We start from the raw sequence: 26,106 nt of genomic DNA on the forward strand, positions 1-26,106 counted from the left end.
CGGGACCGACAGGTCCCGGCGGCCCTCCGCCGTTTCCGCCTTCGGACGGCCCTGCTGCCTAGGCCCGGCGGGCCGCCAGGGCCAGGACGCGGCGGGCGCCGGTGACGACGGCCGCGTCGACGAAGCGGCCGTCGGGCAGCGCGAGGGCGCCGTCCTGGACCTCCGCCGCCTTGACGACCTCCTCGGCGGCGGCGATCTCGTCGGAGGTGGGCAGATAGGCCCGCTCGATCACCGGGAGCTGGCGGGGATGGATCGCGGCCCGGCCGAGGAATCCCGTCGCCCGGCCCCGCGCGCAGCTTGCGGCGAGGGCGTCGAGGTCGCGGACGTCGGGGTGGACGGACTGGGCGGGCGGCGGCAGGCCGGCGGCCCGGGCGGCGACCACGATCCGGCTGCGCGGCCAGTCGAGCCCCCGGTCCTCGCGTACGCCCAGGTCGGCGGCGAGATCGGTCTCGCCGAGCGCGATGCCGTGGACCGAGGGGTGGGCGGAGGCGATGGCGTAGGCGTGCTCCACCGCGAGGGCGTTCTCCAGGAGCGGGTAGAGCGGGAGGCCCGCGGAGAGCTCGGCGATCCGGGCGATGTCAGTGGCGTGTGTCACCTTGGGAACACGGAGAGCGACGAGTCCGGGGAGGGAGACCAGGGATGGGATGTCGCGGAGTGCGTGGACGCGGACGTGGACCGGTACGGGCTGGGGATCGGCGAGCAGCTCGCGGGTGGCCGCCAGGGCGTAGGCCCTGCGGTCCGGGGCCACCGCGTCCTCCAGGTCGACGATGACGACGTCGGCGCCGGAGGCCAGGGCCTTGTGGACCACGTCGGGGCGGTCACCCGGGGCGTAGAGCCAGGTGAGGGGAGGGGCGCCCGGGTTCATACGGCTCCTTCGGCGCGGAGGGTGTCGATCTCTTCGGGGCCGAGGCCGAGCTCCGCGAGGATTTCGGCGGTGTCGGCGCCGTGCGGCCGGCCGGCCCAGCGGATGGCGCCCGGGGTGTCGGAGAGCCGGAAGAGCACGTTCTGCATCCGGATCGGGCCGAGCTCCGGGTCCGGGACCTCCGTGACGGTGCCGAGGGCCCGGAACTGGGGGTCGTCGAGGACGTCGCGGACGTCGTACACGGGGGCGATCGCGGCCTCCGCCTTCTCGAACGCGGCCAGGGCCTCGTCGCGGGTATGACGGGCGATCCACGAGCCGACCGCCCCGTCGAGGACCTCCGCGTGCGCGGCGCGGCCGGTGCCGGTGGCGAACCAGGGCTCGTCGATCAGCTCCGGGCGGCCGACGAGGCGCAGCACGCGTTCGGCGATCGACTGGGCGGAGGTGGAGACGGCGACCCAGGAGCCGTCGGCGGTCCGGTAGGTGTTGCGGGGGGCGTTGTTGCGGGAGCGGTTGCCGGTGCGCGGCTGGACGTAGCCGAGCTGGTCGTACCAGAGGGGGTGGGGTCCGATGACGGAGAGCATCGGTTCGATGATGGCCATGTCGACGACCTGGCCGTGGCCGGTGGTGTGCCTCGCGGCGAGCGCGGTCATCACGGCGTACGCGGTGGCGAGGGCGGCGATCGAGTCGGCGAGTCCGAAGGGCGGCAGGGTCGGGGGTCCGTCGGGTTCGCCGGTGATGGCGGCGAAGCCGCTCATCGCCTCGGCGAGGGTGCCGAACCCCGGCCGGTGGGCGTACGGGCCGAACTGGCCGAAGCCGGTGACCCGGGCGAGCACGAGCCGCGGGTTGACCGTGGACAGCTCCTCCCAGCCGAGACCCCAGCGTTCGAGGGTGCCGGGGCGGAAGTTCTCCACGACCACGTCGGCGCCGGCGGCGAGCCGGAGCAGGGTGTCGCGCCCGCCGGGCGCGGACAGGTCGAGCGTCATCGTCCGCTTGTTGCGGCCGAGGACCTTCCACCACAGGCCGACGCCGTCCTTGGCGGGGCCGTGGCCGCGGGAGGGATCGGGCTTGCGCGGGTGCTCGATCTTGACCACGTCGGCGCCGAAGTCGCCGAGCAGGGTCGCGGCGAGCGGCCCGGCGAAGAGGGTGGCGAGGTCGAGGACGCGCAGTCCGTCGAGCGGCCGGGCGGGGCCGACGCGGCCGGCGGCGGGAGCCGGGGGGTGCGGGTGGCTCATGCGAGGGCCGCCTCGATCGCGACGCGGTACGGCATCGAGGTGGACGCGCCCGCGTGCTGGACGGAGAGCGCCGCGGCCGCCGCCGCCCAGGTGAGGGCCTCCGGCATGGGCCGGCCCTCGGTGAGGGCCACGGCCAGGACGCCCACGAAGGTGTCGCCGGCGGCGGTGGTGTCCACGGCACGGACGCTGGGCGCGGGGACGGTCAGCGGTTCGGCGCCGCGTGCGGCGTAGAGGCAGCCGGCGGAGCCGAGCGTGACCACCACCTCGGGCACCTGCTCAAGGAGGGCCTGCGCGGCGGCCTGCGGGTCGGTGCGGCCGGTGAGGGCGACGGCCTCGTGCTCGTTCGGCACCAACAGGTCGGTGGCGGCGAGGAGTTCCGGAGGGAGGGCGCGGACGGGGGAGGGCGTGAGGACGGTGCGGACACCGCGCTCACGGGCGGCGCGGGCGCCCTCGACGACGACGGAGAGGGGGAGTTCGAGCTGGAGGAGCAGGGCGTCGGCGGTGCCGATCAGCGCCTCGTCGCCGTGGTCGAGGGAGGTGACGGTGCCGTTGGCGCCGGGGACGACGACGATCGCGTTGCCCCCCTCGTCGTCGACGACGATGTGCGCGGTGCCGGACGGGCCTTCGACGGTGCGCAGCAGGTCGGTGTCGACACCGCTGTGCTCCAGGGCGGCCCGCATCCGCACGCCGAAGTCGTCGGCGCCGACCGCGCCGATCATCGAGACCTCGGCGCCGGCGCGGGCGGCGGCGACGGCCTGGTTGGCGCCCTTGCCGCCGGGCACGGTGAGGAACTCGCGGCCGGTGACGGTCTCGCCGCGGGCGGGGGCCTTGGCCACGTAGGCCACGAGGTCCATGTTCGTGCTGCCGAGCACGACGATGCTGCTGGTCATGGGCGTACTGCCTCCGAGTGCGTCAGTGCGGCCAGGGTGTCGAAGCCGATGCCGTCGAAGGACGGCACCGAGGTCGAGAGGCGGTTCTTGAGGGGGGAGGTCCAGGATTCGGGAAGGCGGTCGGGGTGCCCGGCCAGCAGCCCCGCGACCGAGCCGGCGGTGGCGCCGTTGGAGTCGGTGTCCCAGCCGCCGGAGACCGCCGCGCAGACGGAGCGCGTGAAGTCGCCGTCGGCGTGGGTGAGCGCGGCGGCGAGCAGGGCGGCGTTGGGCACGGCATGGACCCAGTGATACCCGCCGAGTGCGGAGTGGAGCCGGTCCACGACGGCGTCGAAGTCGTGGTGCCCCGGGTGCGCGCGGGCGGTGGCGATGCCGAGCCGGACCGCCTTGGCGAGCCGGGACTCCGGCGGCACGACCGCGAGCCCCGTGGCCAGGGCCTCGTGGACGTCGGCGGTGCCGTCGGCGGCGGTGGCGATGGTCGCGGCGACGAACATGGCGCCGTACACGCCGTTGGCGGTGTGGGTGAGCACCGCGTCCCGGTGGGCCTGCCGGGCGGCGGCGGCCGGGTCGCCGGGATTGGTCCAGCCGTGCATGTCGGCGCGGATCTGCGCGCCGATCCACTCACGGAACGGGTTGCGGCGGGAGGCGGTGAGCGGCGGCTCGACGCCGTCGAGGAGGTTGCGGTAGGCGATCCGCTCGGCGGTGAAGGTCCGCCCGGCGGGCAGCTCGTCGAGCCAGAGCCGGGCGACGTCGGCGGTGGTGAAGCCGCGGCCGTGGCGCTGGAGGAGGAGCAGGTTGAGGAGGGGGTAGTTGAGGTCGTCGTCCTCGGGCATCCCGTCGATGTTCTCGGCGAGGGAGGTGCCGGCGGAACGGCGGTTCCAGGGGTGCGCGGCGAGCAGCTCCGGCGGCACGCCGCGCGCCGTGAACCAGTCGCCGAGCGGCCAGTTGCCGGTGGCCCGGGCCAGTGCCCGGATGGCGTGCAGCGGCAGCTTCTCCACGGGCTTGCCGAGCAGGCACCCGGCGGCCCGGCCGAGCCAGGCGGCGTGCAGGCGCTGGAGCAGGGCGTCCTCCCGCACCCCGCCGCCGCCCGGAACGGGTCGGCGGGGCGTGGGCCAGTGGGGGCAGGCGGTGGTGACGTCGGCGAGGTGGGTGGGTTCCTGAGGGGCAAGGGAGGAGGGGAGGGCGGCCAGGGAGTCGAGGAGGTCCTCGGCCAGGGGGCGCAGCGCGGGGCGCGGGGTGGGGGAGGCGCCCGCCGTGGGCGGCGCCTCGGGGCCGCCGGCGGCGTGCCAGCGGGCGGCGAGGGCGCGGGCGTCGCGGCCGTCCTCCGCCGCCTGGCGCAGTTCGTGGCCCACCAGGTCCTCGGGCTGGACCCAGGTGAGCCGGACGGCGTCCGTCGTCGCGCCGGGCGTCATCGCGCGCTGTCCGTCAGCGCCGCGTAGGCCGACTCGTGGGCGCGGCGGCGTGCCGTGTCGCGGGCGAAGACCTCGTGGGCCACCGCCGCCAGTGCGGCGGCCGGGCCGTGCAGGTCGAGCCGGCTGGCCTCGGAGACCTGCTTCGCCCATTCCGCAGGGACAGCGGACTCGCCGTGCAGCGCACCGGCGAGCGCGCCCGCCATGGTGGCGATCGAGTCGCAGTCGCGGCCGTAGTTGACGGCGCCGAGGACCGTGCGCCGGTAGTCGCCCTCGCCGACCAGCAGCATGCCGAGGGCGACGGGCAGTTCCTCGATCGCGTGGACGCGGGACGGACGGCGGGCGTCGAGCGAGGGGGCGCGGTAGTCCGGGCCGACCGAGTCGTACGGCGCGACGGCCGCGCGCAGCGGGGCCGGCGCCGTCTCGAAGTCGCGGTGCCCGTCGGCCACTTCGGCGACCGCCTCGATCGCCGCCCGGGTGCCGTCCTTCGCCAGGGCGAGTGCCGTGTCGACGACCGAGCGCGGCGTGGCGCCGGGCGCGCACGCCGCCGCCACCGCGGCCGCGAAGACGCCCGCGGCCTCCCGCCCGTACGAGGACTGGTGGGCGCCCGCGATGTCGAGGGCCTCGGCGTAGGCGCCCGCCGGGTTGGCGGCGTTGACCAGGCCGACCGGCGCCATGTACATGGCCGCACCGCAGTTGACGATGTTTCCGCTGCCGGCCTCGCGCGGGTCGGCGTGCCCGTAGTGGAGCCGGGTGACGATCCACTTCTCGGCGAGGAAGACCCGCTGGAGCGGCAGCGCCTCGGCCTCCAGCTCCGGGATCCAGACCGTACGGCCCATGAGTTCGGGCACCAGGTGCTCGGCGACCGCGTACGCGTCGAGGTGGTCGCGGACCTTCTCGTACACCCTGATGAGGGCGTGCGTCATGAGGGTGTCGTCGGTGACGTGCCCGTCGCCCTTGTGGTACGGCGCGATGGGGCGCGCGGTGCGCCAGGCCTCGCCGTTCCACGGGCCGACGATGCCGGTGACGCGGCCGCCGTGGCGTTCCAGGATCTGCTCGGGGCTGTAGCCCTCGACGGGACCGCCGAGGGCGTCGCCGACGGCGGCCCCGAGCAGGCTGCCGGTGATCCGGTCATCCAGAGAGGGGAGGGACCGAGGGATCGGGCGGGTCTGAGGGTTTTGAGATGTTGGAGAGGTTTGGTGCAGTTGAGGGCTCATGGCGGAATTGTCCACCCGGGGTGGCCGGTTCCGTGGCTGCGAGGAGACCGGCGAGTTCGACCAGGTCCGTGCCCGCGAGCCGGGGCAGCGCACAGCCCGCGAGCCTGCGGCACGCCTCCCGCCAGGTCGCCGGGACCGCACCTCCGCCGCCCAGCGCGCCGGTGAGCGCACCCACGAGCGCCGGGGCCGAGTCGGCGACGCGGGACAGGCAGGCGGCGGCGGGCACCGCTGCCGCCGCCTCGCCGCGGGCGGCCAGAGCGAGGGCGAGGGCGACCGGTACGGTCTCGGCGGCGGCGATGCCGTAGCTGTAGACGTGGTCCACGATCTGGTGCTCGAGAAGCGGAACCAGCTCGAAGGCGGTGGTGGCGGTACGGGCGAGCCGCACCGCGTACCGGCCGTTGCGGCCGATCTCCGTCGTGGGCGGCAGCTGCGCGAGCGCCGCCTGCACCGCCTCGTCGGCCGAGGCCCCGCCGAGGGCGGCCGCGACGGCCGCCGCCATCGCGCGGGCACCGTGGACTCCGTCGCCGTCCTGGGTGTAGCGGGCGTCGAACTCGGCGAGTTCGGCGGCGGGGAGCGGTTCGCCCGGGTGGGCGAGCGCGAGGACGGCGGCGCGGACGCACGCCGCGTCGTCGAAGTAGTGCGGGTTGTCGTGGCCGGTGGCGGGCGGGCGCAGGCCGGTCGCGAGGTTGCCGAGCCCGGCCCGGACGGAGATCCGGGCGCGCAGGGGAAGGACGGCGGACTCGACCTCGGGCGCGCGGTCGGCGGCTGCGGCGACCTGGCTCGCGAGGGAGTTCCAGGCGAGGTCGACGGCGGCGCGGAGACGGCGTTCGGGGGCGAGGGTGCGGAAGAGGGGGCCGGTCGCGGCGAGCAGCGACTCGGCGGTGAACACCGCCCACTCGGCGTCGTCGGAGGGGCCGAGACGGAGCGGCTCGGGCGGCTGGTTGAGGGCGATGGGGACGGGGAGGGTGGTCGTCGCGTTGTCCTCGGCGAAGGCGTCGAGCTCCCGGGTGAGGCGGCGCGTCCACTCGGGCATCCGGGCGGCCCGGTGCCGTGCGGCGGGCCACCCGGCGGCGTCCCCGGCGGCGAGCCCGAGCAACAGCCCCTCGACCCGCCCGCGGTACGACCCGCCCGAGCGCCCCTTACGCAGCCCGGCTCCGAGCACGGGCGCCCGACGCCGACCGCTGGGCGCGTCGGTGTGCGACGGGTTGCCGGCGGGGGCGCCCGGCGCGCGGAGTGAGCCGTCCGGCGCCCCGACCGCCGGCCGGGCGCCGCCCTCCGCGGGCGGCCACGCCGGGTGGGCCGGCTGCCGCTGCTCGTCCCGCGGGACGCGGTGACCCGTCAGGGCCGCGCCGCGTGCCGCGGCGGCGTCACCGTCGGCCGACGGCCACGGTGGGCACTCTCGCGCCCCGCCCGGCGAGCCGTGAGCGTCGGTGGTGTCGGCAGCGTCGGTTCCGGAGTCCGGCTTCCGCGGCGAGGTCCGGTGCGCCAGGGCCTCCGGCGGGGCTGTGGTCGTCAGGTCGGCGCTCATCAGGAGTCCTCCTCCGGGGTCAGAAGGTCCGCGATGTCCAGGACGTGGTAACCGCGCATCGAGGGAAGGCAGCTGCCGGCGACCGGCGGGATGACGGAGGACCACTCCTCCGGGATCGCCGCGGCGCCGCCCAGCGCCCCGGCGAGGGCGCCCGCGACCGCTGCCGTCGTGTCGGCGTCGCGGCCCATGTTGACGGCGGTCAGCACCGAGGTGCGGAAGTCCCCGCGGGCCGCCGCGAACGCTCCGAAGGCGAGGGCCACCGCCTCGGGGGCCAGGTCCGTCCACGGGTAGCCGCCGATGACGACCGCCGAGCGGACCGCGCGTTCGCGCGTCAGCGGATCCGGCTCGACCCGCTGCGCCGCCACCACCGCGCGGCGCATCGAACGCGCCGTCCAGGAGTCCATCGGCACCACCGACAGGGCCGCCGCGATCACCGACGTCACCGAGGCGCCGTCCATCGCCGCCGCGACGCCCGCCGCGACCGCCTGGCCGCCGTAGATGCCCTCGCCCTCGTGGCTGACGCTGCCGTCGATGGCGACGAGCCTCGCCGCCTCCGCGGGCCGCCCGGCGGCGAAGACGCCGAACGGCGCCGCCCGCATGGCGAGGCCGTCGCTCCACGCGTGCCGGTGCTGCGCCGAGATGGGCGCGGCCAGGCCCCGGCGGAGGTTCTCCAGGGTGCCGCGCTCGGAGAAGCCGGCGCCCCGGAACGGGCCCTCGTCCAGGTCGGCGATCCAGTGGTGCCAGGCCCGTTCGACATGGGCGACGGTGAGGGCCGAGCCGTGCCGGGCGAGCAGCAGCCCGGAGAAGATGGCGTACTCGGTGTCGTCCGTTCCCGCTGGCCGGTCCGTCAGGAAGCCCTCGATCCGGCCCCAGCGGCGGCGGATCTCCGAGGGCCGCAGGTTCTCGGCGGGCGCGCCGAGCGCGTCGCCCACCGCGAGCCCGAGCAGCGCACCCCGCGCCCGCTCCCGCAGTCCGCCGGTCGTCCCGGCAGTCGTCACCCCGGTCATCTCGTCCTCGTTCCCCTTCTTCGCCCGCCTCTTCACCCCGCCGTTCCTCCGCCTCCCGCCCCCTCCGCCCTCTCCGTCTCTCCGCCTCTTCACCTCCCTCCCGCGCTCCCCCTTCGCGCTCCCCTTCCGCGCTCCCTCCCCATCCCTGCCACGCGCGTGCCTCCCACGCTCACGGAAACGTTTCTGTCACCCCGTTGACACCTCGTCAGTCGGCGTTCCCACCAAGGCGAGCCTTACTAAGTACGGCCTGCCTTGCTGGCGCGCCCCTTACATCGGGCGTATTTTCGATCGTGTCGAAGGGGGGCGGGCAGCCGAACCCGCAGAAAGACAAGGGGAGAAGCATGTCCATCATCGAAGCCGTCGCACCGCTCCACGAGGCCCACCGCGACAACCACACCCACCGTGACGTCAACGGCGGCTGGCTGCGTCCCGCGGTCTTCGGCGCGATGGACGGGCTCGTCTCCAACCTCGCGCTCATGACCGGTGTGGCGGGCGGCGCGGTGTCCTCCCAGACCGTCGTCATCACCGGTCTCGCCGGACTCGCCGCGGGTGCCTTCTCGATGGCCGCCGGCGAATACACCTCCGTCGCCTCGCAGCGCGAGCTCGTCCAGGCCGAACTCGACGTCGAGCGCCGCCAGTTGCGCAAGCACCCCGTCGACGAGATGGAGGAGCTCGCCGCGCTCTACGTCTCCCGCGGCGTCGAGCCCGCGCTCGCCCGCGAGGTCGCCATGCAGCTGTCCCGCGACCCGGAGCAGGCGCTGGAGATCCACGCCCGAGAGGAGCTGGGCATCGACCCCGACGACCTGCCGTCGCCGACCGTCGCCGCGGTGTCCTCGTTCGGCTCGTTCGCGCTCGGCGCGCTCCTGCCCGTCCTGCCGTACCTGCTCGGCGCGACCGCCCTGTGGCCGGCCGTCCTGCTCGCGCTGGTCGGCCTCTTCGCCTGCGGCGCGCTCGTCGCCCGGGTCACGGCCCGCAGCTGGTGGTTCAGCGGTCTGCGCCAGCTCGTCCTCGGCGGTGCCGCCGCGGCCGTCACGTACGGCCTCGGCATGGCGTTCGGAGCCGCGTTGTAGTCCGTTCCGCGTCGCCGTACCCGCGGCGCAGGCCGTGCCCGCCGCAGGCCGTTCCCGCGGCACCTCCGCAAGGCCCCTGGTCGTCCCGACCGGGGGCCTTTCGCGGTCCCGCGCGCGGTTCGTCCGGCCCTGTCCCTGTGACGTATCTCCCTGGGCGGATCGGCCCTACCGGTGGGACACTATGCACAGCGCCACATAACTAGCCGGTTACCTGCCGGTTTCGAAACCTCGGCCGCCGGGCATGAGGGACAAGCGCCGCGGGCAATGAGGCCCGCTCTGCGACGGGTCGCCGGAGAACCCGGAATCACCCCGGAATCCCGAGCCCGTCCCCTGCGGGAACGCCGAAGTTCCCGTGTCTCACAGCTGAACCACCCGCCACCGCCCGTATCGGCGGTGTCCGCATGCTGGAATGAGCTATCCGCTTCCCGAGAAGCCAGCCATCATGTAACCTGCACGAAATTTCGCGGAGGGCCAACGTCGTCCCTCGGCTGCTGCATATGCCACGACGACGACGGGAGAGCCGATGCGTTCCGACGCCTGGTCGCCCATGGACGGTCGCCCCGCCCCGCAGGGGCTGTACGACCCCCGTAACGAACACGACGCCTGCGGTGTCGGGTTCGTGGCCACCCTCACCGGTGTTGCCAGCCACGCGCTGGTCGAGCAGGCGCTGACCGTACTGCGCAACCTCGAGCACCGCGGCGCCACCGGCTCCGAGCCGGACTCCGGTGACGGCGCCGGCATCCTGCTTCAGGTCCCGGACGCCTTCCTGCGCGAGGTCACCGACTTCGAGCTCCCCGAGGCCGGCTCCTACGCCGTCGGCATCGCCTTCCTCCCCGCAGACGGCTCCGCACAGGCCGTCTCGCGGATCGAGACGATCGCGTCCGAGGAGGGCCTGAACGTCCTCGGCTGGCGCGAGGTCCCCGTCGCCCCCGAGCTGCTCGGCGCCTCCGCCCGCGCCACCATGCCGGTCTTCAGCCAGCTCTTCGTCGCGGACGCCGACGGCCGGGCCACCGGCATCGCCCTCGACCGCAAGGCCTTCGTCCTGCGCAAGCGCGCCGAGCGCGAGGCGGGCACCTACTTCCCGTCGCTCTCCGCCCGCACCATCGTCTACAAGGGCATGCTGACCACCGGCCAGCTCGAGCCCTTCTTCCCGGACCTGTCGGACCGCCGCTGCGCCACCGCCGTGGCCCTGGTCCACTCCCGGTTCTCCACCAACACCTTCCCGAGCTGGCCGCTCGCCCACCCGTACCGCTTCGTCGCCCACAACGGCGAGATCAACACGGTCAAGGGCAACCGCAACTGGATGACCGCCCGTGAGGCCCAGCTCGCCGGCGACGTCTTCGGTACCACCGCCGACGGCCGCGGCATCGAGCGGATCTTCCCGGTCTGCACGCCGGACGCCTCGGACTCCGCGTCCTTCGACGAGGTGCTCGAACTGCTCCACCTCGGCGGCCGTTCCCTGCCGCACGCGGTCCTGATGATGGTCCCCGAGGCGTGGGAGAACCACGACTCCATGGACCCGGCCCGCCGCGCCTTCTACCAGTACCACTCCACCCTGATGGAGCCCTGGGACGGGCCCGCCTGCGTCACCTTCACCGACGGCGTCCAGGTCGGCGCGGTCCTCGACCGCAACGGTCTGCGCCCCGGCCGCTACTGGGTCACCGACGAGGGCCTCGTCGTCCTCTCCTCCGAGGTCGGCGTCCTCGACATCGACCCCGCCAAGGTCGTCCGCAAGGGCCGCCTGCAGCCCGGCAAGATGTTCCTCGTCGACACCGCCGAGCACCGCATCATCGAGGACGACGAGATCAAGGCCGCCCTCGCCGCCGAGCAGCCGTACGCGGAGTGGCTGGAGACCGGCGAGATCGAGCTCTCCGACCTGCCCGAGCGCGAGCACATCGTGCACACCCACGCCTCGGTCACCCGCCGCCAGCAGACCTTCGGCTACACCGAGGAAGAGCTCCGCGTCATCCTCGCCCCGATGGCCCGCACCGGCGCCGAGCCGATCGGCTCCATGGGCACGGACTCGCCGATCGCGGCCCTGTCCGAGCGCCCGCGGCTGCTCTTCGACTACTTCACCCAGCTGTTCGCGCAGGTCACCAACCCGCCGCTGGACGCCATCCGCGAGGAGCTCGTCACCTCCCTGCGGTCCTCGCTCGGCCCGGGCAGCAACCTGCTCGACCCGACGGCCGCCTCCTGTCGCTCGGTCACCCTGCCCTTCCCGGTGATCGACAACGACGAGCTGGCCAAGCTCATCCACATCAACGCCGACGGCGACATGCCCGGCATGAAGGCCGTGACCCTGTCCGGTCTCTACCGGGTCTCCGGCGCCGGCGAGGCGCTCGCCGCCCGCATCGAGGAGATCTGCGCCGAGGCCGACGCGGCGATCGAGGGCGGCGCCCGCCTGATCGTCCTGTCCGACCGGCACTCCGACGCCGAGCACGCGCCGATCCCGTCGCTGCTGCTCACCGCGGCCGTCCACCACCACCTCATCCGCACCAAGCAGCGCACCGAGGTGGGTCTGCTGGTCGAGGCCGGTGACGTCCGCGAGGTCCACCACGTCGCCCTGCTCATCGGCTACGGCGCCGCCGCGGTCAACCCGTACCTGGCCATGGAGACCGTCGAGGACCTGGTCCGGGCCGGCACCTTCATCACGGACATCGAGCCCGAGCAGGCCATCCGGAACCTGATCTACGCCCTCGGCAAGGGCGTCCTCAAGGTCATGTCCAAGATGGGCATCTCCACCGTCGCCTCCTACCGCGGCGCCCAGGTCTTCGAGGCCGTCGGCCTCGACAGCGCCTTCGTCGAGAAGTACTTCAACGGCACCGCCACCAAGATCGGCGGCGCCGGCCTCGACGTCGTCGCCAAGGAGGTCGCCGCCCGGCACGCCAAGGCGTACCCGGCCACCGGCGTCGCCTCGGCGCACCGCGCCCTGGACATCGGCGGCGAGTACCAGTGGCGCCGCGAGGGCGAGCCGCACCTCTTCGACCCGGAGACCGTCTTCCGCCTCCAGCACGCCACGCGCTCCAAGCGGTACGACATCTTCAAGAAGTACACGGAGCGGGTGAACGAGCAGTCCGAGCGCCTCATGACGCTCCGCGGCCTGTTCGGCTTCACCTCCGACCGCCCGTCGATCCCGGTCGACGAGGTCGAGCCGGTCTCCGAGATCGTCAAGCGCTTCTCCACCGGCGCCATGTCGTACGGCTCCATCTCGCGCGAGGCCCACGAGACCCTCGCCATCGCCATGAACCAGCTGGGCGGCAAGTCCAACACCGGTGAGGGCGGCGAGGACCCGGAGCGCCTGTACGACCCGGCGCGCCGCTCCGCGATCAAGCAGGTCGCCTCCGGCCGCTTCGGCGTCACGAGCGAGTACCTGGTCAACGCCGACGACATCCAGATCAAGATGGCCCAGGGCGCCAAGCCCGGCGAGGGCGGCCAGCTGCCCGGCCACAAGGTCTACCCGTGGGTCGCCAAGACGCGTCACTCGACGCCGGGCGTCGGCCTGATCTCCCCGCCGCCGCACCACGACATCTACTCCATCGAGGACCTGGCGCAGCTGATCCACGACCTCAAGAACGCCAACCCGGCCGCCCGCATCCACGTGAAGCTGGTGTCCGAGGTCGGCGTCGGCACGGTCGCCGCCGGTGTCTCCAAGGCCCACGCGGACGTCGTCCTCATCTCCGGCCACGACGGCGGCACGGGCGCCTCGCCGCTCACCTCGCTGAAGCACGCGGGCGGTCCCTGGGAGCTCGGCCTCGCCGAGACCCAGCAGACCCTGCTGCTCAACGGGCTGCGCGACCGGATCGTCGTCCAGACCGACGGCCAGCTGAAGACCGGCCGCGACGTCGTCATCGCCGCGCTGCTCGGCGCCGAGGAGTTCGGTTTCGCGACCGCGCCGCTCGTCGTCTCCGGCTGCGTCATGATGCGCGTCTGCCACCTCGACACCTGCCCCGTCGGCATCGCCACCCAGAACCCGGTCCTGCGCGACCGCTTCTCCGGCAAGGCCGAGTACGTCGTGAACTTCTTCGAGTTCATCGCCGAAGAGGTCCGCGAGCTCCTCGCCGAGCTGGGCTTCCGCACCCTGGAGGAGGCGGTCGGTCACGCCGAGCTGCTCGACACCAGCCGCGCCGTCTCCCACTGGAAGGCGCAGGGCCTGGACCTGGAGCCGCTCTTCCACGTGCCCGAGCTGCCCGAGGGCGCGGTCCGCCACGCCCTGGTCGAGCAGGACCACGGCCTGGAGAAGGCCCTCGACAACGAGCTGATCGAGCTCGCCGCCGAGGCGCTGGGCGCCGAGTCCGCCGAGGCCGCCCAGCCGGTGCGCGCGCAGGTCCCGATCCGGAACATCAACCGGACCGTCGGCACCATGCTCGGCCACGAGGTGACGAAGAAGTTCGGTGGCGCGGGCCTGCCCGCCGACACCATCGACATCACCTTCACGGGCTCCGCGGGCCAGTCCTTCGGCGCCTTCCTGCCGGCCGGTGTCACGCTCCGCCTGGAGGGCGACGCCAACGACTACGTCGGCAAGGGCCTCTCCGGCGGCCGGGTGATCGTCCGCCCGGACCGCGGAGCCGACCACCTGGCCGAGTACTCCACCATCGCGGGCAACACCATCGCGTACGGCGCGACCGGCGGCGAGCTGTTCCTGCGCGGCCGCACCGGCGAGCGCTTCTGCGTCCGCAACTCCGGCGCCCTGGTCGTCTCGGAGGGCGTGGGCGACCACGGCTGCGAGTACATGACCGGCGGTACGGCGGTCGTCCTCGGCGAGACCGGACGCAACTTCGCGGCCGGCATGTCCGGAGGCGTCGCCTACGTGATCGACCTCGACCGGGACAACGTCAACTCCGGCAACCTGGGGGCCGTCGAGGCCCTGTCGGAGACCGACGCGGCGTGGCTGCACGACGTCGTGCGCCGCCACCACGAGGAGACCGGCTCCACCGTGGCCGAGAAGCTCCTCGCCGACTGGGACGCGGCGGTGAGCCGCTTCAGCAAGATCATCCCCACCACGTACAAGGCAGTGCTCGCCGCCAAGGACGCCGCTGAGCTCGCCGGTCTCTCCGAGGCCGAGACCACCGAGAAGATGATGGAGGCGGCGACCCATGGCTGACCCGAAGGGCTTCCTGACCACCGGGCGTGAGGTCGCCAAGACCCGGCCCGTGGGCGAGCGCGTCAAGGACTGGAACGAGGTCTACGTCCCCGGCTCCCTGCTGCCGATCATCAGCAAGCAGGCCGGCCGCTGCATGGACTGCGGCATCCCGTTCTGCCACAACGGCTGCCCGCTGGGGAACCTCATCCCCGAGTGGAACGACTACGCCTACCGCGAGGACTGGTCGGCCGCGTCCGAGCGCCTGCACGCCACGAACAACTTCCCGGAGTTCACCGGCCGTCTGTGCCCGGCTCCGTGCGAGGCCGCGTGCGTGCTCGGCATCAACCAGCCGGCCGTCACCATCAAGAACGTCGAGGTCTCGATCATCGACAAGGCCTGGGACGCGAACGACGTCAGGCCGCAGGCGCCCGAGCGCCTGTCCGGCAAGACCGTCGCCGTGATCGGCTCAGGCCCGGCGGGTCTCGCCGCCGCCCAGCAGCTGACCCGGGCCGGCCACACCGTGGTCGTGTACGAGCGGGCCGACCGCATCGGCGGTCTGCTGCGCTACGGCATCCCCGAGTTCAAGATGGAGAAGCGGCACATCAACCGCCGCATCGAGCAGATGCGCGCAGAGGGCACCAAGTTCCGCACCGGCATCGAGGTCGGCCGCGACATCACCGCGACCGACCTGCGCAAGCGGTTCGACGCGGTCGTCATCGCCGCCGGCGCCACCACCGCCCGCGACCTGCCCGTCCCGGGCCGGGAGCTCAAGGGCATCCACCAGGCGATGGAGTACCTGCCGCTCGCCAACAAGGTCGTCGAGGGCGACTTCGTCACCTCGCCGATCACCGCCGAGGGCAAGCACGTCGTGGTCATCGGCGGCGGCGACACCGGAGCGGACTGCGTCGGTACGGCGCACCGCCAGGGCGCGGCCTCGGTCACGCAGCTGGAGATCATGCCCCGGCCGGGCGAGGAGCGGAACGCCAACCAGCCCTGGCCGACCTTCCCGATGCTCTACAAGGTCACCTCGGCGCACGAGGAGGGCGGTGAGCGGGTCTACTCCGTCTCCACCACCCACTTCGAGGGCGACGAGGACGGCAACGTCCAGTTCCTGCACCTGGTCGAGGTCGAGTTCGTCGACGGCAAGCTGACCCAGAAGCCGGGCACCGAGCGGAAGATCCCCGCCCAGCTGGTCACGCTCGCGATGGGCTTCACCGGCACGGACGTGGAGAACGGCCTGGTCGCCCAGTTTGGTCTGGACCTCGACGAGCGGGGTAACATCGCGCGTGACGCGGACTTCGCCACCAACGTCGATGGCGTCTTCGTCGCCGGTGACGCCGGCCGCGGTCAGTCGCTGATCGTGTGGGCCATCGCGGAGGGCCGTTCGGCCGCCCGCGGCGTGGACCGCCACCTGACGGGCGCCAGCTCCCTGCCGGCCCCGATCCGCCCGACGGACCGTGCACTGACGGTCTGATCCGCCGGATCACCCCTCATCCGTCCCGTACAACGACGTGCGGAACTGAGCGCGGCGCTTGCCCCACTGTCCCCGACCGGACGACTGGGTGGGCGCCGCGGCGCGTTCGGACGAGGGACCTGAGCCAGCCGGCCGCCGCACCCAGGGCTTTGTCGGCCTCCGGCAGCAGGCCCAGGCCCCCCAGGAAGCCGTGGAACATGCCCGTGTGCAGCTGTACGTGGGCGGGCACGCCGGCCGAGGACAGCCGGCGGGCGTAGGCGAGGCCCTCGTCGCGGAGGGGGTCGCAGTCGGCGAGGACGACCAGGGTCGGGGGGAGGCCGGTGAGGTCGGGAGCCAGGCCGGGGGAGGCCGCGACCGGGTCGCCGTCCGGGCCCAGGTACTGCTCCCAGTACCAGCGCATATGGGCGGTGGTGTGGAAGAAGCCCTCCGCGTATGTCCGTGCCGACTCGCCGCCCAGGCTGTGGTCCAGGACCGGGTAGACGAGGACTTGGCCCGCCAGGGGCGGGCCGTCGTGGTCGCGGGCGCGCAGGGCGGCCGCCGCGGCGAGGTTGCCGCCGGCGGAGTCGCCGGCCACGACCAGCGGGCGCCCGGGACACTTCGCGGCCGCCCACTCCAGGGCCGCGTACACGTCGTCCTCGGCCGCCGGGAAACGGTGCTCGGGGGCGCGGCGGTAGTCGACCGAGACGACCGTCGCGCCGGTACGGGCGGCCAGCGCGCGGCACAGGCGGTCGTGGGTGTCCAGGTCGCACAGGACCCAGCCGCCGCCGTGCGCGAAGACGACGACCAGGTCGGCCGCCCCTTCGTACACGCGGACCGGGACGCCGTTCGCCTCCGTGCCCGTGGCGCCCGGCGGGAGGGCGCCGACGTGCGCCCGGGCCGCGGCCCGGAAGGCCGCCGGGTCCGCCCCGGGCATCGGGAACGCGGCCGCCGTCGCGTCGCACAGGGCGCGGGCGGCCGGAGTCAGGGGGTCCGGCGTCATGCGGTGAGACCTCCGTCCACGGTGAACTCGGCGCCCGTCACGTACGAGGCCGCGTCCGAGAGCAGGAAGGCGACCAGTTCGCCGACCTCTCGCGGCCGGCCCATCCGGCCGAGCGGCAGGTGCGACCAGTCCCGGTCCGCCACCGCGGCCGTCATGGGCGTGTCGACGGCGCCGGGGTGGACCGTGTTGACGCGGATGCCGTACGGGGCCAGGTCGCGGGCCGCCGAGCGGCTGAGGCCGCGCAGGCCGAACTTGGCCGCGCCGTAGGCCGCGTGCCCGGGGACGCCGACCAGGCCGGCCGTCGACGAGACGTTCACGATCGAGGCCCCGGCCGACTCCCTCAGCGCCGGCAGCGTCGCCTGCATGCCGAAGAAGGGCCCCAGCAGGTTGACCCTGAGGAGGAGGTGGAAGTTCTCGTACGTCTCCGACTCCACCGGCGCGGTCCGCCACAGGGCCGCGTTGTTGACCAGGCCGTCCAGCCGTCCGTGGACGGCGAGGGCGCTCTCGACGACCGTCTTCCAGTCCTCGGCCGAGGTCACGTCGTGCCGGACGAACACGGCCGTCCCCGCTCCCAGCTCCGCCGCGACCGCCCGGCCCTCCTCCTCCCGTACGTCGGTGAGGACCACCCGCGCCCCGGCCTCCGCCAGGAGCCGTGCCTCGGCGGCGCCCTGGCCGCGGGCCGCGCCGGTGACGATCACGGCCTTGCCGGCCAGCCCCCGCCCGCTCACGACGCCGCCTCCGTCGCGCGGAAGCGCGGGATGACGTGCTCGCCCCACTGCCGGATGGTCTCCAGGCAGACCTCCTGCGGCACCGTGCCCATCTGGATCAGGCACATCACCTCGTCGACCCCGATCTGCCGCAGCCGCTCGACGTAGGCGACGGCGGTCTCGGCGTCCCCGTAGGCGTGGTCGGTGTTGTACGTGCCGGTGTCGACCGGCCGGGCGGGGATGTCCGCCTCGTGGAGGCGGGCCACCAGCGCGTCGCGCTCCCGGGCCAGGGCGCCCGCGTGGTCCTCGTCCTCCGCGTATCCGGTGGGCGCGGGCGCGCCGCCGTACCAGTGGGCGATCGACTCGGCGAAGAAGCGCTGACCGCGGGTGCCGAGCCGCAGCGCGCGGGCCCGGTCGTCCAGGACGATCGTCGGACAGAGCGACGAGAAGTGGTCGTTGACCTCGGTGGAGACGAACCGCGAGCCGTCGCGGCCCGCGATGGCCTCGTCGTACACCGTGCGCATCGCGCGCACGTCGTCGGCGCCGGCGAAGCCCATCACCAGGGCTCCGATGCCGAGTTCGGCGGCGAGCCTGAGGGTCTCGTGCCGGGAGCAGGCCATGAAGAGCGGCGGGTGCGGGTCCTGCACGGGGCGGGGCAGGACCGCGCCGGGGCCGATGTCGAGCGAGCCGTGCCACTCGAACTCCTCCTCGCGCCACGCCGAGGCGAAGATCCGCAGCGCCTCCTCCGTCTGCGGGGAGGTGTCGTCGGGGCTGACCCCGAACATCCGCATCTCCTGCCTGGTCGCGCCGCGTCCGGCGCCGACGTCGACCCGGCCGCCGGAGAGGACGTCGAGCATGGCGGCGCGCTCGGCCACCCGCACCGGGTGCTGGTAGCCGAAGGGCATCGTGACGACGCCGTGGCCGATCCGGATGGTGCTGGTCCGGGCGGCGACCCAGGTCAGGAAGATCTCGGACGCGCTCATGTGGGCGTACTGGGTGAGGGAGTGGTGCTCGACCGCCCAGATCCGGTCGAAGCCCGTCTCCTCGGCGAGGACGGCCTGTTCGACGCAGTCGTGGAGGACCTGGCGTTCGCGTTCGCGGGTCGGGTCGACGAGCTGGGCTTCGAAGATCATCGAGAACTTCACGGGGAGCTCCTCCCGGTGCCGATCGGCCTGCTGCCGACGGCTGCCGACGTGTATGCCTAATCGAAATACTTCTAGCAGGCATAGTGAGGGGAGGGAAGAGCCGTACACTGCCACCCGTGGCGGACGAAGAGGGCGTGCCGGGGCTTCCCCCGACCAGCTGGGCGGTGCTCGGACTGCTGTCCTTCGGGCGGGAGTTGTCCGGCTACGACCTGAAGAAGTGGTCGGACCGGTCGCTGGGCCTCTTCTACTGGAGCCCGTCGTTCAGCCAGATCTACGGCGAGCTCAAGCGCCTGGAGAAGGCCGGCTACGCGACCTCGCGCCTGGTCGCTCCGGAGGCGGGCACCCGGGACAAGCGGGTCTACCGCATCACCGACGAGGGTCTGGCCGCCGTGCGCGCCTGGGCCCGCACCGCACCGGTCGACCCGCCGGTCCTCAAGCACGGGCCGATGCTCCGGCTGTGGCTCGGCCACCTCCTCGAACCCGAGCGGATACGGGAGGTCCTGGCCGGCCACCGGGAGTTCGCCGAGGCCATGCGGCAGCGGGCCGAGGAGGACGTCGAGGGCGCCAGGGCCGACGAGGCCTGGGCCTATCCGACGCTCACCCTGAAGTGGGCCGAGCGGTACTACGCCTCCGAGCGCGACCTCGCCGACGCCATGCTCGCCGACATCGAGGAGCTGGAGGCGGAGCGCGAGCGGCGGCGGGGCGCCGACGGCACGAAAAAGGGGGACCGTCCGTGGCTCTGAGTCTGCGCAAGGTGGAGGAGACCGCGCCCGCGCTGGTCGACCTGTACAAGAAGGCGGGGGATTCCCTCCGGCGGCACGGGATCGACGGGCAGCGGGTCGCCGTCTACCTCGTCGTCGACTACTCCGGCTCCATGAAGCCGTACTACGCGGACGGCACCGTCCAGGCCCTCGCCGACCGCGTGCTCGGGCTCTCGGCCCAGCTCGACGACGACGGCCGCGTGCCGGTGGTGTTCTTCTCCACCGACGTGGACGCGGAGACCGACATCGTCCTCGGCGAGCACGAGGGGCGGATCGACCGGATCGTGGCCGGCCTCGGCCACATGGGGAAGACCAGCTACCACCTGGCCATGGACGCGGTCATCGACCACTACCTCGACAGCGGGTCGACCGCGCCCGCCCTCGTCGTCTTCCAGACCGACGGCGGACCGATCAACAAGCTCGCCGCCGAGCGGTACGTCTGCAAGGCGGCCCGGCTGCCCCTCTTCTGGCAGTTCGTCGGCTTCGGCGACCCGGGCAGCCGGCAGTTCGAGTTCCTGCGCCGGCTCGACGAACTGGCGGTGCCGGCGAAGCGGCCGGTCGACAACTCCGGGTTCTTCCACGCCGGGAAGGACCCGCGCCGGGTCGGGGACGAGGAGCTGTACGACCGGCTGGTCGCCGACCTGCCCGCCTGGCTCGCCGCCGCCCGCGCCCAGGGCATCGTCCGCTGAGCCGGACGGCCACGGCTCCGGCCACGGCTCCGGCCACGGAGGAGCGCGGTCCGGCCGCGGTGCGGGAGTAAAGCGTTCGTCAGGGAGGCCGGCACCGGCGATAGTGACCGCATGACCACTCTCGTGCGACACGTCACCATCGACTGCTCCGACGCCTACGCCCTGGCCTCCTTCTGGGCCCGGGCCCTGGACTCCAAGCTCTCCGACGACGACAACCCCGGCGACCCCGAGGCGCTGGTCGAGACGCCCGGCGCCGACCTGCTCTTCATCCAGGTCCCGGAGAAGAAGTCCCTGAAGAACCGGGTCCACCTGGACCTCCAGCCGCAGGACCGCACCCGCGACGAGGAGGTCGAGCGGCTGATCGCGCTCGGCGCCACGCTCTTCGACGACCAGCGCCGGCCCGACGGCACGGGCTGGGTCGTCCTCCAGGACCCGGAGGGCAACGAGTTCTGCGTCGAGCGCAGCAAGGCCGAGCGCGCCGCCACCGAGGCCGCGCAGGCGTAGGGCGGACAGGGCCTGGTCCGGAGTAATCCGGACAGAAGATGTCGGGTTTCCGGTGTTCCCTGGAACCATGGGAACCACCGGAACCACCCCGACCGCCGTCTCCTGGTCCGCCTTCGAGTCCGCCGAGCCCGAGCTCGCCGCCACCGTGCGCGAGCGTTTCGGCATGTACACCCACCACGCCCTCGCCACCCTGCGCAAGGACGGCTCACCGCGGCTCAGCGGCATCGAGGCCGACTTCCGGGCCGGTGAACTGTGGCTCGGCATGATGCCCCGGTCGCGCAAGGCCCGCGACGTGCAGCGCGACCCGCGCTTCTCGCTGCTCGCCAATCCGGGCGAGGGCACGAGTATGGGCGGCGGCGACGTCCGCCTCTCCGGGCGGGCGGTCGAGATCACCGACCCGCGGAAGCTGGACTGGTACGCGGCCGAGGTCGGCATGCCGATGCCGTTCCACGTCTTCCGGGCCGAGCTCACGGAGGTCGTCCGGACGTACGTCGACGGCGAGGAGATCGTCCTGCGCACCTGGTCCCCGGGACGCGGGACGCGGACGCTCCGGCGGGGCAACGACGACAGCCCGCCGCGCGAGGACGCCCCTCAGGTCTGACCGCTCGTCAATCCCCGGTCGGCCGCCAGACTCTGACCATCCGTCATACCATGTCCGGGTGCCGCGAGCACCTGTGCCCGGCACCAGGACGGCGTGCCCCAGGCGTCGCGCAGCGGACGGGCCTTGCGCAGCCAGAGGGAGAGGTCCAGCTCCTCGGTGTAGCCGACGGCGCCGTGGATCTGGAGGGCGGTGGCGGCCGCCGCGTGCGCCGCCTCACCGGCCGCCACCTTGGCCGCCGCGAGATCGCCGCTCTCGAAGGTGAGCGCCGCTCCGAACAGCAGCGGCCTGGCGAACTCCAGGCCGATCAGGGTGTCCGCGAGTCGGTGCTTCACCGCCTGGAACGAGCCGATCACCGTGCCGAACTGGGTGCGCTGCTTCGCGTACGCCACCGTCCGGTCCAGGAGCGCGAGGCCGACGCCGAGGGACTGGGCGGCCGTCGCGAGCAGCGCCCAGTCCCGGGCGTGCCGGGCCGCGGCGGCGACGGCGGGCCCGGCCGCGAGCAGCTCGCCGCCCGGCGCCGGCCGCGCCAGTCGCCGTACCGGGTCGGCGGAGACCCGTATCTCCTCGTGCCCGGGAGCGAGCCGCAGCTCCTCGCCGTCGACGGCGAACACCAGGCCGGCGGTGTCGGGGTCGAGCGCGTACGGCGAGACGTCGGCCATCGCGAGCGTCGCCACCGTGTCCCCGGACACGAGTCCCGGCAGCAGCCGCTTCGCGGGGGCCGGCTCGCCACGCGCCGCCAGACCGGCGAGCAGCGCGGTCGCCGCGACCGTCTCCGTCAGCGGGCCGGGGACGGCGTGTCGGCCCGACTCCACGAGGGCGTGGGCGAGTTCGACGGGCAGCGGGCCCACTCCCTCGTACGCCTCGGGCGCCGCGAGCGCGAAGACGCCGGCCGTGCCGAGCCGCGCCCACAGGGCGCGCCCGGGTGCCGGGTCGCCGGCCGCCCAGGCCCGTGCCGCCGCGGGCGTCTTGGCCGCGGTCAGCATCGCGTCGAGGGAGCGCGCGAAGTCGCGCTGTTCGTCGGTCGGCAGGAAACGCATCAGCGGCGGCCCTTCGGGAGGCCGAGCAGGCGCTCGGCGATGATGTCGCGCTGGATCTCGTTGGTGCCCGCGTAGATCGGCCCCGCGAGCGAGAAGACATGGCCCTCGGCCCACTCGGTGTCCGCCCGCTCGCCGTCCGGGCCGAGCAGGTCGAGCGCGGTCTCGTGGAGGGCGATGTCGTACGTCGACCAGAACACCTTGTTGAGGCTGGACTCGGCACCGGCGGCACCGGCGGCCCTGCCTTCCCCGGCAGCCCCGCCGGCCCCGGAAGCCCCGCCGGCGTCGCCGGCCGCGAGGCGGGAGGCGCCGGCCGCCGTGAACAGCTGGTAGGCGCGCGCCCCGATCACCGCGTCCGCGACCCGGTCGCGCAGCGCGGTGTCCCGCTCGTCCGCCCGCTCCCGCCACAGCCGTACGAGCCGGTCGGCGGCGGCCAGGAACCGGCCGGGCGAGCGGAGGGTGAGCCCGCGCTCGTTGCCGGTGGTGGACATGGCGATCCGCCAGCCCTGGCCGGGCTCGCCGATGACGTCCTCGTCCGGTACGAACACCTCGTCCAGGAACAGCTCGGCGAAGGCCGGCCTGCCGTCGAGCCGCCCGATGGGCCGCACGGTCACCCCGGGGGCGCGGAGGTCGAACATCAGGTACGTCAGGCCCCGGTGCGGGCGGCCCTCCGCCGCCGGCGCCGGGTCGGTGCGGAAGATGCCGAAGGCCCGGTCGGCGAACGCGGCCCGCGAGGACCAGGTCTTCTGCCCGGACAGCAGCCAGCCGCCCTCGGTGCGCACCGCGCGCGAGGTGAGCGAGGCGAGGTCGGAGCCCGCCTCGGGCTCGGACCAGGCCTGGGCCCAGATCGTCGCGCCGGTCGCCATGGACGGCAGGACGCGGGCCCGCTGGTCCTCGGTGGCGTGCTCGAAGAGGGTGGGCGCGAGCAGGCTGATGCCGTTCTGGGAGACCCGGCCGGGCGCGCCCGCCGCGTAGTACTCCTCCTCGAAGACCAGCCAGCGGAAGACGTCGGCGCCGCGGCCGCCGTAGCGCTCGGGCCAGGAGACCACCGACCAGCGGCCGGCGGCGAGTTCCGCCTCCCAGGCGCGGTGGGCGGCGAAGCCCTCCTCGGTCTCCAGGGAGGGCAGCGGCTCGGCGGGCACGTGGGCGCGCAGCCAGGCGCGCGCCTCGGCCCGGAACTCCTCCGTCTCCGCGTCATGGGTGAGGTCCATCAGACGTTTCGCCTCCTTGGCGGAAGAGATCGGCGGGCGGGATCGGCGGACGGGATCGGCGGACGAAGGCCTCAACCTTCCCTAACAAGTGTTTGGTAGGTTAACGTACGGCCATGAGCAGCGCCATGAGGAGCGCCACGGGCGGCGTCGAGGAGTTCCGCACCGAGATACGCGACTGGCTCAAGCTCCAACTGAGCGGCGAGTTCGCCGCGTTGAAGGGCCTGGGCGGACCCGGCCGGGAACACGAGGCGTTCCCCGAACGGCTCGCCTGGGAGCGGCACATGGCCGCCCACGGCTGGACCTGCGTCGGCTGGCCGGAGGAGTACGGCGGCCGCGGCGCGAGCGTCGCGGAGCAGATCGCCTTCCACGAGGAGTACGCCCTCGCCGACGCCCCCGCCCGCGTCAACCACATCGGCGAACAGCTCCTCGGCCCCACCCTGATCGACCACGGCACGGAGGAGCAGAGGGCCCGCTTCCTGCCGTCGATCCGCGCCGTCGAGGAACTCTGGTGCCAGGGCTACAGCGAGCCCGACGCCGGCTCCGACCTCGCCGCCGTCCGCACCCGTGCCGTCCGCGACGGCGACGAATGGGTGGTGCACGGCCAGAAGACCTGGACCTCGCTCGCCCACGAGTCCCAGTGGTGCTTCGTCATCGCCCGCACCGAGGCCCGCGCACCCGGCGCCCGCCCGCACGCCGGGCTCTCCTACCTCCTCGTCCCGCTCGACCAGCCCGGCGTCGAGATCCGGCCCATCACCCAGCTCACCGGCACCAGCGAGTTCAACGAGGTCTTCTTCGACGGCGCCCGGACGCCCGCGAGCCACGTGGTCGGCGCGCCCGGCGACGGCTGGCGCATCGCCATGGCCACCCTCGGCTACGAGCGCGGCGTCTCCACCCTCGGCCAGCAGGTCGGCTTCCGCCGCGAGCTCGAAGCCCTGATCGGCCTCGCCCGCGCCAACGGCGCCGCCGCCGACCCGCTGATCCGCGAGCGGCTCGTCCGCGCCTGGACCGGACTGCGCACCATGCGCGCCCACGCCCTGTGCGGCACCGACCCCTCCACGGCCAAGCTCTACTGGTCCCACTGGCACCGCGACCTCGGCGAGCTCGCCATGGACGTGCGCGGCGCCGCCGCGACCCTCGCCGCCGGCGAGCCGTACGAACTCGACGACTGGCAGCGGCTGTTCCTCTTCTCCCGCGCCGACACCATCTACGCCGGATCCAGCGAGATCCAGCGGAACATCATCGCCGAGCGGGTGCTCGGCCTGCCGAAGGAGCCGCGCCCATGAGCACCGCACCGGAGTACGTGCCCGGGCACGGGCTGCTCGCCGGCCGCACCGCCGTCGTCACCGCCGCCGCGGGCGCCGGGATCGGCGGCGCCACCGCCCGCCGCCTCCTGGAGGAAGGCGCCCGCGTCCTCGTCAGCGACGCCCACGCCCGCCGCCTCAAGGAGACCGAGACCGCCCTCGCCGCCGAGTTCGGCGCCGGCCGGGTCGCCGCCCAGCCCTGCGACGTCACCGACGAGGGCCAGGTCCAGGCCCTCTACGACACGGCCGTACGGCTCCACGGCGGCCTCGACGTCCTCGTCAACAACGCGGGCCTCGGCGGCACCGCCGTACTCGCCGACATGACCGACGAGCAGTGGAACCGCGTCCTCGACGTCACCCTCACCGGCACCATGCGCTGCACCCGCGCCGCCCTGCGCCGCTTCCGCGACAGCGGGACCACGGGAGTGATCGTCAACAACGCCTCCGTCGTCGGCTGGCGCGCCCAGACCGGCCAGGCCCACTACGCCGCCGCCAAGGCCGGCGTCATGGCCCTCACCCGCTGCGCCGCCGTCGAGGCCGCCGCCCTCGGCGTCCGCGTCAACGCCGTCGCGCCCTCGCTCGCCATGCACCCGCACCTGGTCAAGGTCACCTCCGCCGGGCTGCTCGCCGAACTGACCGAACGCGAGGCCTTCGGCCGGTACGCCGAACCCTGGGAGGTCGCCAACGTCATCGTCTTCCTGGCCAGCGGCTACTCCTCGTACATGACCGGGGAGACGGTCTCCGTCAGCAGTCAGCGCGCCTAGGACCAGAATGGACGGGTGCCAACGACGAAGAAGAAGACGCAGGTGACCGCCTCGCCCGAGCGGCGCAGGGAACTCCTCGACACGGCGGCCGAGGTGTTCGCCGCCCAGGGCTACAACGCCACCACCGTCCGCAAGATCGCGGACGAGGCGGGCATGCTCGCCGGCAGCCTCTACTACCACTTCGATTCCAAGGAATCGATGCTCGACGAGATCCTCTCCACCTTCCTGGACGAGCTGTGGGACGGCTACGACGCCGTGCTCGCCGCCGGGCTCGGCCCCCGGGAGACCATCGAGGCCCTCGTCACCGAGTCCTTCCGGGAGATCGACCGGCACCGCGCCGCCGTCGCGATCTACCAGAAGGAGGCCCGTCACCTCGTCGACCAGCCCCGCTTCCACTACCTCGCCGACTCGCAGGTCAGGTTCGAGAAGGCCTGGCTCGGCACCCTGGAGCGCGGCGTCGGATCCGGCGCCTTCCGCGCCGACCTCGACGTCCGGCTCACCTACCGGTTCGTGCGCGACACCGTCTGGGTCGCCGCGTCCTGGTACCGCCCCGGCGGACAGCACAGCCCCGAGGAGATCGCCCGTCAGTACCTGTCGATGGTGCTCGACGGCATCGCCGTACGCACCCCCTAGCCACAGGAGGA

22 protein-coding genes are annotated in these 26,106 nt (G+C 73.7%); 10 read left to right on the forward strand and 12 right to left on the reverse strand.

Features of this window, described 5'->3' with window-relative positions:
- Positions 1-58 precede the first annotated feature (58 nt).
- The 7 genes from ACFVGS_RS30110 to ACFVGS_RS30140 form a co-directional block, all read right to left on the reverse strand.
- Positions 59-865, reverse strand: a complete 807-nt coding sequence (locus ACFVGS_RS30110; RefSeq protein ID WP_384418992.1) for an HpcH/HpaI aldolase/citrate lyase family protein — start codon at positions 863-865, stop codon at positions 59-61.
- Positions 862-2,094, reverse strand: a complete 1,233-nt coding sequence (locus tag ACFVGS_RS30115) for a CaiB/BaiF CoA transferase family protein (RefSeq protein WP_384418989.1) — start codon at positions 2,092-2,094, stop codon at positions 862-864. Before ACFVGS_RS30115 ends, ACFVGS_RS30110 begins: the two co-directional genes overlap by 4 nt.
- A complete protein-coding gene (gene rbsK, locus ACFVGS_RS30120) occupies positions 2,091-2,984 on the reverse strand; it encodes a ribokinase (protein ID WP_384418986.1) in 894 nt (297 codons plus the stop codon). Before rbsK ends, ACFVGS_RS30115 begins: the two co-directional genes overlap by 4 nt.
- Positions 2,981-4,393 carry an ADP-ribosylglycohydrolase family protein gene (locus ACFVGS_RS30125; protein WP_385694830.1) on the reverse strand — a complete coding sequence of 471 codons (1,413 nt, stop codon included), beginning with the start codon at positions 4,391-4,393 and terminating at the stop codon, positions 2,981-2,983. The genes rbsK and ACFVGS_RS30125 overlap by 4 nt, the downstream gene beginning before the upstream one ends.
- Positions 4,390-5,607 (reverse strand): ADP-ribosylglycohydrolase family protein, encoded by a 1,218-nt coding sequence (locus tag ACFVGS_RS30130; RefSeq protein ID WP_384418981.1) that lies wholly within the window; start codon positions 5,605-5,607, stop codon positions 4,390-4,392. Before ACFVGS_RS30130 ends, ACFVGS_RS30125 begins: the two co-directional genes overlap by 4 nt.
- On the reverse strand, positions 5,522-6,769 hold the full coding sequence (locus ACFVGS_RS30135; RefSeq protein WP_385694921.1) for an ADP-ribosylglycohydrolase family protein: 1,248 nt from the start codon (positions 6,767-6,769) through the stop codon (positions 5,522-5,524). The genes ACFVGS_RS30130 and ACFVGS_RS30135 overlap by 86 nt, the downstream gene beginning before the upstream one ends.
- A 365-nt stretch (positions 6,770-7,134) precedes the next feature.
- Entirely contained in the window at positions 7,135-8,142 is a 1,008-nt protein-coding gene (locus ACFVGS_RS30140; RefSeq protein ID WP_384418978.1) for an ADP-ribosylglycohydrolase family protein, read from the reverse strand.
- Positions 8,143-8,483: 341 nt separating this feature from the next.
- Between ACFVGS_RS30140 and ACFVGS_RS30145 the strand changes: the two genes are divergently transcribed.
- The 3 genes from ACFVGS_RS30145 (at position 8,484) to ACFVGS_RS30155 (ending at position 15,766) form a co-directional block, all read left to right on the forward strand.
- Positions 8,484-9,212: a VIT1/CCC1 transporter family protein gene (locus tag ACFVGS_RS30145; protein WP_385694833.1), complete on the forward strand. Its 729-nt coding sequence runs from the start codon at positions 8,484-8,486 to the stop codon at positions 9,210-9,212.
- A gap of 523 nt (positions 9,213-9,735) precedes the next feature.
- Complete coding sequence (gene gltB, locus ACFVGS_RS30150; RefSeq protein WP_385694836.1) at positions 9,736-14,313, forward strand: glutamate synthase large subunit; 4,578 nt, start codon at positions 9,736-9,738, stop codon at positions 14,311-14,313.
- Positions 14,306-15,766, forward strand: coding sequence for a glutamate synthase subunit beta (locus tag ACFVGS_RS30155; protein WP_385694838.1), 1,461 nt, complete (start codon positions 14,306-14,308; stop codon positions 15,764-15,766). Before gltB ends, ACFVGS_RS30155 begins: the two co-directional genes overlap by 8 nt.
- 16 nt (positions 15,767-15,782) lie before the next feature.
- Here ACFVGS_RS30155 and ACFVGS_RS30160 read toward each other — a convergent pair whose 3' ends face one another.
- Genes ACFVGS_RS30160 through ACFVGS_RS30170 form a run of 3 tightly spaced genes read right to left on the reverse strand, consistent with a single transcriptional unit; the run spans position 15,783 to position 18,597 of the window.
- Entirely contained in the window at positions 15,783-16,745 is a 963-nt protein-coding gene (locus ACFVGS_RS30160; protein ID WP_385694841.1) for an alpha/beta hydrolase, read from the reverse strand.
- On the reverse strand, positions 16,742-17,473 hold the full coding sequence (locus tag ACFVGS_RS30165) for an SDR family NAD(P)-dependent oxidoreductase (RefSeq protein WP_385694844.1): 732 nt from the start codon (positions 17,471-17,473) through the stop codon (positions 16,742-16,744). The genes ACFVGS_RS30160 and ACFVGS_RS30165 overlap by 4 nt, the downstream gene beginning before the upstream one ends.
- Complete coding sequence (locus ACFVGS_RS30170) at positions 17,470-18,597, reverse strand: LLM class flavin-dependent oxidoreductase (RefSeq protein ID WP_385694846.1); 1,128 nt, start codon at positions 18,595-18,597, stop codon at positions 17,470-17,472. The genes ACFVGS_RS30165 and ACFVGS_RS30170 overlap by 4 nt, the downstream gene beginning before the upstream one ends.
- A gap of 116 nt (positions 18,598-18,713) precedes the next feature.
- On the opposite strand from ACFVGS_RS30170, the gene ACFVGS_RS30175 reads away from it, so the two are divergent.
- From ACFVGS_RS30175 to ACFVGS_RS30190, 4 genes are all read left to right on the forward strand, one after another.
- Entirely contained in the window at positions 18,714-19,340 is a 627-nt protein-coding gene (locus ACFVGS_RS30175; protein WP_385694849.1) for a PadR family transcriptional regulator, read from the forward strand.
- Positions 19,331-20,047 carry a VWA domain-containing protein gene (locus ACFVGS_RS30180; RefSeq protein ID WP_384418954.1) on the forward strand — a complete coding sequence of 239 codons (717 nt, stop codon included), beginning with the start codon at positions 19,331-19,333 and terminating at the stop codon, positions 20,045-20,047. Before ACFVGS_RS30175 ends, ACFVGS_RS30180 begins: the two co-directional genes overlap by 10 nt.
- A gap of 111 nt (positions 20,048-20,158) precedes the next feature.
- A complete protein-coding gene (locus ACFVGS_RS30185; protein ID WP_385694852.1) occupies positions 20,159-20,551 on the forward strand; it encodes a VOC family protein in 393 nt (130 codons plus the stop codon).
- A 67-nt stretch (positions 20,552-20,618) separates the two neighbouring features.
- Positions 20,619-21,152, forward strand: coding sequence for a pyridoxamine 5'-phosphate oxidase family protein (locus tag ACFVGS_RS30190; protein ID WP_385694854.1), 534 nt, complete (start codon positions 20,619-20,621; stop codon positions 21,150-21,152).
- On the opposite strand, the gene ACFVGS_RS30195 is transcribed toward ACFVGS_RS30190, so the two are convergent.
- Positions 21,143-22,189, reverse strand: coding sequence for an acyl-CoA dehydrogenase family protein (locus ACFVGS_RS30195; RefSeq protein WP_385694857.1), 1,047 nt, complete (start codon positions 22,187-22,189; stop codon positions 21,143-21,145). The genes ACFVGS_RS30190 and ACFVGS_RS30195 overlap by 10 nt on opposite strands.
- The gene (locus tag ACFVGS_RS30200; protein WP_385694860.1) at positions 22,189-23,397 is read right to left on the reverse strand and encodes an acyl-CoA dehydrogenase family protein; all 1,209 of its coding nucleotides are present in this window, start codon (positions 23,395-23,397) and stop codon (positions 22,189-22,191) included. Before ACFVGS_RS30200 ends, ACFVGS_RS30195 begins: the two co-directional genes overlap by 1 nt.
- 113 nt (positions 23,398-23,510) lie before the next feature.
- Between ACFVGS_RS30200 and ACFVGS_RS30205 the strand changes: the two genes are divergently transcribed.
- Genes ACFVGS_RS30205 through ACFVGS_RS30215 form a run of 3 tightly spaced genes read left to right on the forward strand, consistent with a single transcriptional unit; the run spans position 23,511 to position 26,095 of the window.
- On the forward strand, positions 23,511-24,680 hold the full coding sequence (locus ACFVGS_RS30205; protein WP_385694862.1) for an acyl-CoA dehydrogenase family protein: 1,170 nt from the start codon (positions 23,511-23,513) through the stop codon (positions 24,678-24,680).
- Positions 24,677-25,462, forward strand: coding sequence for an SDR family oxidoreductase (locus tag ACFVGS_RS30210; protein WP_385694865.1), 786 nt, complete (start codon positions 24,677-24,679; stop codon positions 25,460-25,462). Before ACFVGS_RS30205 ends, ACFVGS_RS30210 begins: the two co-directional genes overlap by 4 nt.
- A gap of 15 nt (positions 25,463-25,477) precedes the next feature.
- Entirely contained in the window at positions 25,478-26,095 is a 618-nt protein-coding gene (locus tag ACFVGS_RS30215) for a TetR/AcrR family transcriptional regulator (protein WP_384418935.1), read from the forward strand.
- Positions 26,096-26,106 lie beyond the last annotated feature (11 nt).

Source organism: Streptomyces sp. NPDC127114 (assembly GCF_042677525.1).
Lineage (GTDB): Bacteria > Actinomycetota > Actinomycetes > Streptomycetales > Streptomycetaceae > Streptomyces.